The 6,368-nt window shown below is 62.2% G+C and carries 6 protein-coding genes; 2 read left to right on the top strand and 4 right to left on the bottom strand.

The window, feature by feature from the left end; translation table 11 throughout:
- The first annotated feature begins 260 nt into the window (after positions 1 to 260).
- On the top strand, positions 261 to 980 hold the full coding sequence (locus NCT32_RS35205; protein WP_250491399.1) for a Crp/Fnr family transcriptional regulator: 720 nt from the start codon (positions 261 to 263) through the stop codon (positions 978 to 980).
- Positions 981 to 1,038: 58 nt separating this feature from the next.
- Here the strand turns inward: NCT32_RS35205 and phaP are convergent, their stop codons facing one another.
- From phaP to NCT32_RS35185, 4 genes are all read right to left on the bottom strand, one after another.
- Positions 1,039 to 1,458 (bottom strand): TIGR01841 family phasin, encoded by a 420-nt coding sequence (phaP, locus tag NCT32_RS35200; RefSeq protein ID WP_250491398.1) that lies wholly within the window; start codon positions 1,456 to 1,458, stop codon positions 1,039 to 1,041.
- A 44-nt stretch (positions 1,459 to 1,502) separates the two neighbouring features.
- Positions 1,503 to 1,787 carry a GPR1/FUN34/YaaH family transporter gene (locus NCT32_RS35195; protein ID WP_311768215.1) on the bottom strand — a complete coding sequence of 95 codons (285 nt, stop codon included), beginning with the start codon at positions 1,785 to 1,787 and terminating at the stop codon, positions 1,503 to 1,505.
- Positions 1,788 to 2,171: 384 nt separating this feature from the next.
- Positions 2,172 to 4,061, bottom strand: coding sequence for a TRAP transporter large permease subunit (locus NCT32_RS35190; RefSeq protein WP_250491397.1), 1,890 nt, complete (start codon positions 4,059 to 4,061; stop codon positions 2,172 to 2,174).
- Entirely contained in the window at positions 4,058 to 5,086 is a 1,029-nt protein-coding gene (locus tag NCT32_RS35185) for a TRAP transporter substrate-binding protein (RefSeq protein WP_061121458.1), read from the bottom strand. The genes NCT32_RS35190 and NCT32_RS35185 overlap by 4 nt, the downstream gene beginning before the upstream one ends.
- A gap of 193 nt (positions 5,087 to 5,279) precedes the next feature.
- Here NCT32_RS35185 and NCT32_RS35180 point away from each other — a divergent pair, with 193 nt between their 5' ends.
- Positions 5,280 to 6,170 carry a LysR substrate-binding domain-containing protein gene (locus NCT32_RS35180; RefSeq protein ID WP_061121457.1) on the top strand — a complete coding sequence of 297 codons (891 nt, stop codon included), beginning with the start codon at positions 5,280 to 5,282 and terminating at the stop codon, positions 6,168 to 6,170.
- Positions 6,171 to 6,368: the final 198 nt, after the last annotated feature.

Genomic DNA, 6,368 nt, shown 5'->3' with positions numbered 1-6,368 from the left:
GCCGTCCGGCAACGTGAAGCGGGCAAGGATGCCCGGCCACTGACCGATGACCTTCTTCTCGTGCCGGTAATCGAGCACGGCCTCGTCCGCCCGCCGATATCGGCCTGTCGACCCGCGGCGCGCCAGAACTATACTTCGAGCAGGAAGCGACCCCGCGCGGGTGCGATTAATCGATTCCCTGAAACGGTCGCAAGGCCCGCTCGCGCGCGGTCCGCCGCCCCCTTTGTCCGGGGCGATTCTGGCGAACCTGAGGACCCGCTATGGTTGACGACGCACGTCTCGACGAAAACCATTTACTTTCAGTTTTGCCAGAAGCAGAAAGGGTGCGCCTTGCGCCGCATCTCGTTCCGGTCGACATGACTTTGGGGCAGGTCGTGTACGAATCGGGCGATCGCCAGCGCTTCGTCTATTTCCCTGCGACATCCATCGTGTCTCTGCTCTACGTGATGGAGGATGGCGCGTCCGCAGAAATTGCGATCGTGGGTAATGAGGGGCTCATCGGCATCGCACTGTTCATGGGCGGCGAAACGACGCCGAGCCGCGCTATCGTGCAAAGCGCCGGGGCCGCCTTCCGGCTGGACGCGCAGATACTCAAAGAGGAATTCATCCGCGGCGGCCCCGTGCAGCGGCTGTTACTGCGCTATACGCAAGCCCTGATCACGCAAATGGCACAGACCGCCGTTTGCAACAGGCACCATTCGATCGACCAACAACTGTGCAGGTGGCTGCTGCTCAGCGTGGACCGCCTGCCCTCCAATGAACTGAAGATGACCCAAGAACTGATTGCCAACATGCTCGGCGTACGGCGTTCCGGTGTGACGGAAGCTGCGCTGAAGCTTCAGGACGCCGGGCTCATTCGCTACGGTCACGGACACATCCAGGTGCTCGACCGCCCGGGGCTCGAAAAACGTGTCTGTGAGTGTTATCGCGTCGTGAAGCGGGAGTTCGACCGTCTGTTGCCCGATCTAAAGGCGGTCTAAATCGCCCCTCGCGGCGGCGCTCTGTGCCACCGGCAAGGCGCCCCTTTGTTAGCCCCTACTACGTGCGCTTCGACGACAGCGCCGTGAGCTCCTGCATCGTCTGCTCGGCGCGCTTGCTGATCGCCGCCAACGACTCCGTCTGCGACTTCTGTGCCATTTCAGCAAGCTCGCGCATGTTTTCGAACGCCGTCTGCAGCGACTCCTGGATGAACGCTCCCCGCTTTGCCATCGACTCCACTGCATTGTCGCCGCTCATCCGGCCTGCTGCCGCCTGAATCGCCTGCGCGCTCGCATTGAGCATTTCTGTTTGCTTTCGAACCAACGCCTGCATTCCTTCATACGCGAGTGTGTTGGCCTTCGCGAGTGCTTCTACGTCCTTGCGCCGCGCTTCCAGCAACGACGTCATATCGACGCCGGGAAACTTGAAGCTCTCCAGGATCTTGCTGAAATCAGCGACCTGCGTAACAGGTGTTGCCATGGTGACTCTCCTTTCGACATGTTGTTGAACAATCAGTAGCGTGACTAGTTTGTGGCATCGTCCGTCATCGTCCGCTGCAGGATGACCGCGTGCCGGCTGAACGTCCGCGCCTGGCCGATCGGAAACACGGTCCGCTCATATACTTCGTTGATGACATCGGCCGCCGACAGATAGAACGCGAGCACGGCCGTGAGCAGACCGCCATATCCGCCCGCCATCCGCAACGCTACCGAGCCCGTCCATTCGCCACCGGCGAGCAGCAGAAAACGTGATCCATAACGCCAGAAAAATGAACTGGAGCGGCGCGCGCGGCGAGCGGAACGTGGCAAGCCGCATGTAGACCGTGAAGACGCCCCAGAGAAACAGATACCAGCCGATGAAGGCGGCAGGCACCTTCGCATGGAAGTCAAGGCGGCGCGAAATGTGATGAAGGGAGGCCGCCGATGCAGGCGATCGACGACGATCATGCCGCGCGGGGCCGTCTCGGGCGCCTTTCAGTGGGACTGCGGAGCAATCCACGACCACAGTGCGCGCCCCCCGGGGCAAAGTCGGTACGGTAGCGTACGGGTTCGAGCGTACGCAGCGCGGAAGGGAAACCCGATTGGACGCTCGACGAGCAGCGTACCCACCACCGGGCGCTGCTCTCGACATGTGAAACCGCACTTTCGCGACTGGCAAGTGCGGTCATAGCCTACAAAAATGGCGAAGGCCGTTCAAAGGAAAACCGTCGAAATCCAGGGAATAAAGGCAATTGCGATCAGTCCAAGAAGCAGCATGCCGAGATAGATCCAGATCCGCCTGAGCCCCGCTTCCGGCGATACCTCGCCGATGATGCACGCTGCGTAATAGCACAAGCCGAACGGCGGCGCGAACACCCCGAGCCCCATTGCGAGCACGACGACCATCGCATAGTGCACTTCGTGTATCCCGAGCTGATGCGCAACCGGAAACAACAGCGGCCCGAACAGCACGATGGCGGGAATGCCCTCCAGCACGCTGCCAAGCACGATGAACGCAACGATCGATACCAGCATGAAGCCCGCAGCACCGCCCGGGACTCTCGTCATCATGTTCGCAAGGTCGTGCGAGAAGCCGGACTGCGTCAACGCCCAGCCCATCGCGCTCGCCGCCCCGACGATGAACAGAATCGCGCCGGATAGTGCCGCCGTCTGCAGCAGCATCGGCATGATCGCTTTCCACTTGAGGCCGCCGCGATAGATCAGGAGGCCGATCACGAGCGAATAGGCGATGCCGATCGTCGATACCTCCGTCGCGGTCGCGATGCCTTCGACCACCGCGCTGCGAATCAGAAACGGCAGCAGTAGCGCTGGTAATGCGATTACGAACGTGCGACGCACCTGCGACCACGGCGCCCTCACCGCGCCAGCGCGGCTCTCCGCCGTTTCTTCCTCGCGCCCCGCACGCCACCACGCGACGACGCCGAGCACGAAAGCAAGTACGATCGCCGGCAAAATGCCCGCGGTGAAGAGCGCCGCGATAGATATGCCCGTCACCGACGCGATCGCGATCAGCACGAGCGACGGTGGAATCGTTTCGCTCATCGCACCGGACGCCGCGAGCAGCGACACCAACTCGCCGTCTTTCATCCCGCGCTTGCGCATCTCGGGGAAAAGCACGGGCGCAACCGCCGCCATATCGGCTGTTTTCGATCCGGAGATGCCCGAGATCAGCAGCATCGCTCCGAGTAGCACATACGACATGCCTCCCCGAACATGACCGAGCAGCGAAGCGAGAAACGCGACCATCACGCGCGCGACGCCCGTCACATGCACGAGTTGGCCGAGCAGCACGAACATCGGCACGGCGAGCAGGATCAGTGTGCTCATGCCCTCATCCATGCGTCCGACCACGACGCTGAGCGGCGTCGACGTGGTGGTCAGCAGATAGGCGCTCGTCGCGAGCGAGAACGCGAAGGCGATCGGCACGCCGGCCATCACCGCCGCGCCAAGCACGCCGACAAAAAACACGAGTAGCGCGCCCTGCCCCATGTGCGTCAAGGGCCCCTTGGCGAGAAAGCAGCCGAACGCGATCAGCAGGATGAGCGCCAGCGCACCGACGATATGACGCCGGTCATGCCGTGCAAGACGCAGCCCGCAACTGACCAATGCCGCCGCACAGCCGAACGGAATCGCCAGCGCTCTCACCGAGCCCGACCAGCCGAGCGCCGGCGTTTCGACGAATGCCTGATCCTGCACATAGTCGAACGCTGGATGCATCACGAGCGCGAAGAAGGCGGCCGCGGCAGTGACCGCCAGCGTCTCGGCCCACGCCTGTGCGCGCGGCGTCATGTGTGATACGAAAAAGGTCAACCGCATGTGACATGAACGCTGCACCGCGAGCGCGCTGCCCAGCATCGCAAGCCAGAGGAACAGGATGGACGCGAGTTCGTCCGACCAGATGAGTGGTTGATGAAACACCGCACGCGCGACGATGCCGACGAACAGCAGCACAACCTCGCCGACGACCGCGGCTGCGGCGAGCACTTCGATGCCACGGCGCAACCAGCGTTCGATGCCGGTCTCGCCGTGATTGTCGCGTACGAACGAAGGCCCCGGCACCTCCAGATTGTGTGCGGCGCTCATGATATTTTCCCCGTCACCGCTTCGAGGGCACTCCAGGGACCGGCACCGAACTTGTCGCGCCATTGCGCATAGAAGCCGGCTTTCGAGAGCGCTGCGCGAAACGCGTCCCTGTCCGCGGGAACGAACGTCAGTCCCTTGCTGGAAAGCTGGGACTTCAGCGACGTGTTCAACCGCGCGACATCCGCACGCTGCTCGACACTCGCTCGATCGAATTCGCGTCTCACGATCGTCTTGAGATCGTCGGGCAGTGCGTTGAATGCGCGCGGATTGCCGAGCAGCCAGAACGGGTCCCAGATGTGGTTGGTCTCAGCCACGTATTTCTGCACTTCATAGAGCTTGCCCGCCTCGATCGTGACGAGGCCGTTTTCCTGGCCGTCCACGAGATGCGTCTGCAACGCGGTGTAGAGCTCGTTGAAGTTGATCGACGTAGGGTTTGCGCCTAGTGTCTGGAAGAGCGACGTGAACATCGGCGAGACCGGCACGCGAATGCGGTAGCCGCGCAAGTCGTCGGGTGCCTTGATCGGTTTCGTGGCGGACGTGATCTGCCGGAAGCCGTTGTCCGCCGCCTTCGACACCGACACATACCCGCTCTTGTCGATCTGCGTGCGAATGATCTTGCCGAGATCGCCATCGACGCCGCGCCAGACCTGATCGTAGTCGGAGAACGCGAAGCCGAGATTGGTGATCGCCGCGAGCGGAATCACGGTCGACATCACCGAGCCTGAGATGTTGAGGAACTCGACGGCGCCCGAGCGCGTCTGCGAGAGCAGATCGGTGTCCGAGCCGAGTTGCGATGCGGGGAAGAAGCGGATCTCGAGCCTGCCGCTGCTCGCCTCGCGTATGCGGTCGATGGCTTCCTTGAGCCGCGCATTGATCGGCTGATTAAGGGATTGCCCGGTGGCGAGCTTGTAGGTGAACTCTGCGGCGCGTGCGGGCCGGGTCCATATCGTTACCAGCGGAAGGGCGGCCGCGGCCTTCAACACCGCGCGTCGCGAGAGGCGGCGCGGCGAGTTCGACGTGCTCATGATGCTGTCTCCTGTTTATGAACTTGCGTGTCCACGCGCCACTTTGTCTGTATGGCGTCGCGGCACGTCGCGACACTTGTTCGACTCTCGTCGAGGCGCCGCCGGTCCTGCGTGTGCAAAATATAAGAGGCTTGTTGGTGAAGGACAATTCAATTATTTTGCGCAAAGGTGTAGCCAATCTAAAGGGTGAGTCATGTATCTGCCATTGCGGGCCATCAGTGTTTTTCATGCGGCTGCGAGTTCGGGGAGCATCTCTCGCGCAGCCGCGGAACTGAACGTCACACCATCGGCCGTCAGCCAGCAAATCCAGTCTCTGGAGACGCATCTGGGCACTACGTTGATGACGAAGGTCGGACGTGGTGTGGCATTGACCGAAGCAGGCGAGCGCTACTTCGCGATGATTTCAGAAGAGATCGACCGCATCGCCGACGCGACTCAGCGTATACGCGGGTTGCGCTCCGTCACGCTCCTGACCGTGCGCGCGACGCCAACGCTGTCCACCAAGTTTCTTCTGCCGCGCCTGCGCTCGTTCCTCGACGGTCATCCCGATCTCGAAGTGCGTCTTAACGGCACCAATGAAATGACCGACTTCGCGCAGGAATCCGTCGATATCGAGATTCGTCACGGCACCGGGCAATGGCCGGGCTTGTATGTCGAGGCGCTGACCGAGGAATCGTTCCTGCCGGTCTGCTCGCCCGCGTACTGCGCACCGTCGAGTCTCGATGCCGCCGAACTGCGGCGCCATCGGCTCATCTATTCGATCAAGTCGCAGGTCCAGTGGCCGCACTGGTTCTCGGTGGCGCGCACAGAACCGCTCGATCCGGGGCAGCGCGTGCTCTTCGACCGCAGCCACATGGCGATCGATGCCGCCGTCGACGGCATGGGCATCGCCCTCGAAAGCACGCTCATGATGTGGCGCGAACTGCGCGACGGCACGTTGATCTGCCCTGTGCGTGAGCCTCCGGAGATACGGCTGACGACGCAGTGGGTCGTCTGTCCGTTCGAGCATCTGCACAAGAAGAAGGTGATCCTGTTCCTCGACTGGCTGCGCGCCGAGCGTGCCGCCTGGCAAGCCGCTTCGTAGCGTGCCGCCGCCCGCTGACGTTGAAGCCTGGCTAACAAATCGCCTCGGAAATGTTAATTGTTCTGGCTGAACCCCCTGACTACACTTGCTCGCAAGTAAGGCGCACCGCTGTCATGCCTTCGAACACGCCTCCCCGGCCACTCACCGCGCGCCGCGCTCGCGGCCACGATCCATAGTCTCGACCACAAAGGATTGCAA

The sequence above is a fragment of the Caballeronia sp. INML2 genome (assembly GCF_023631365.1).
Taxonomy (GTDB): domain Bacteria; phylum Pseudomonadota; class Gammaproteobacteria; order Burkholderiales; family Burkholderiaceae; genus Caballeronia; species Caballeronia turbans.
The sequence above is the reverse complement of the archived record's forward strand: the minus strand, read 5'-3'. Positions and strand labels throughout refer to the sequence as shown.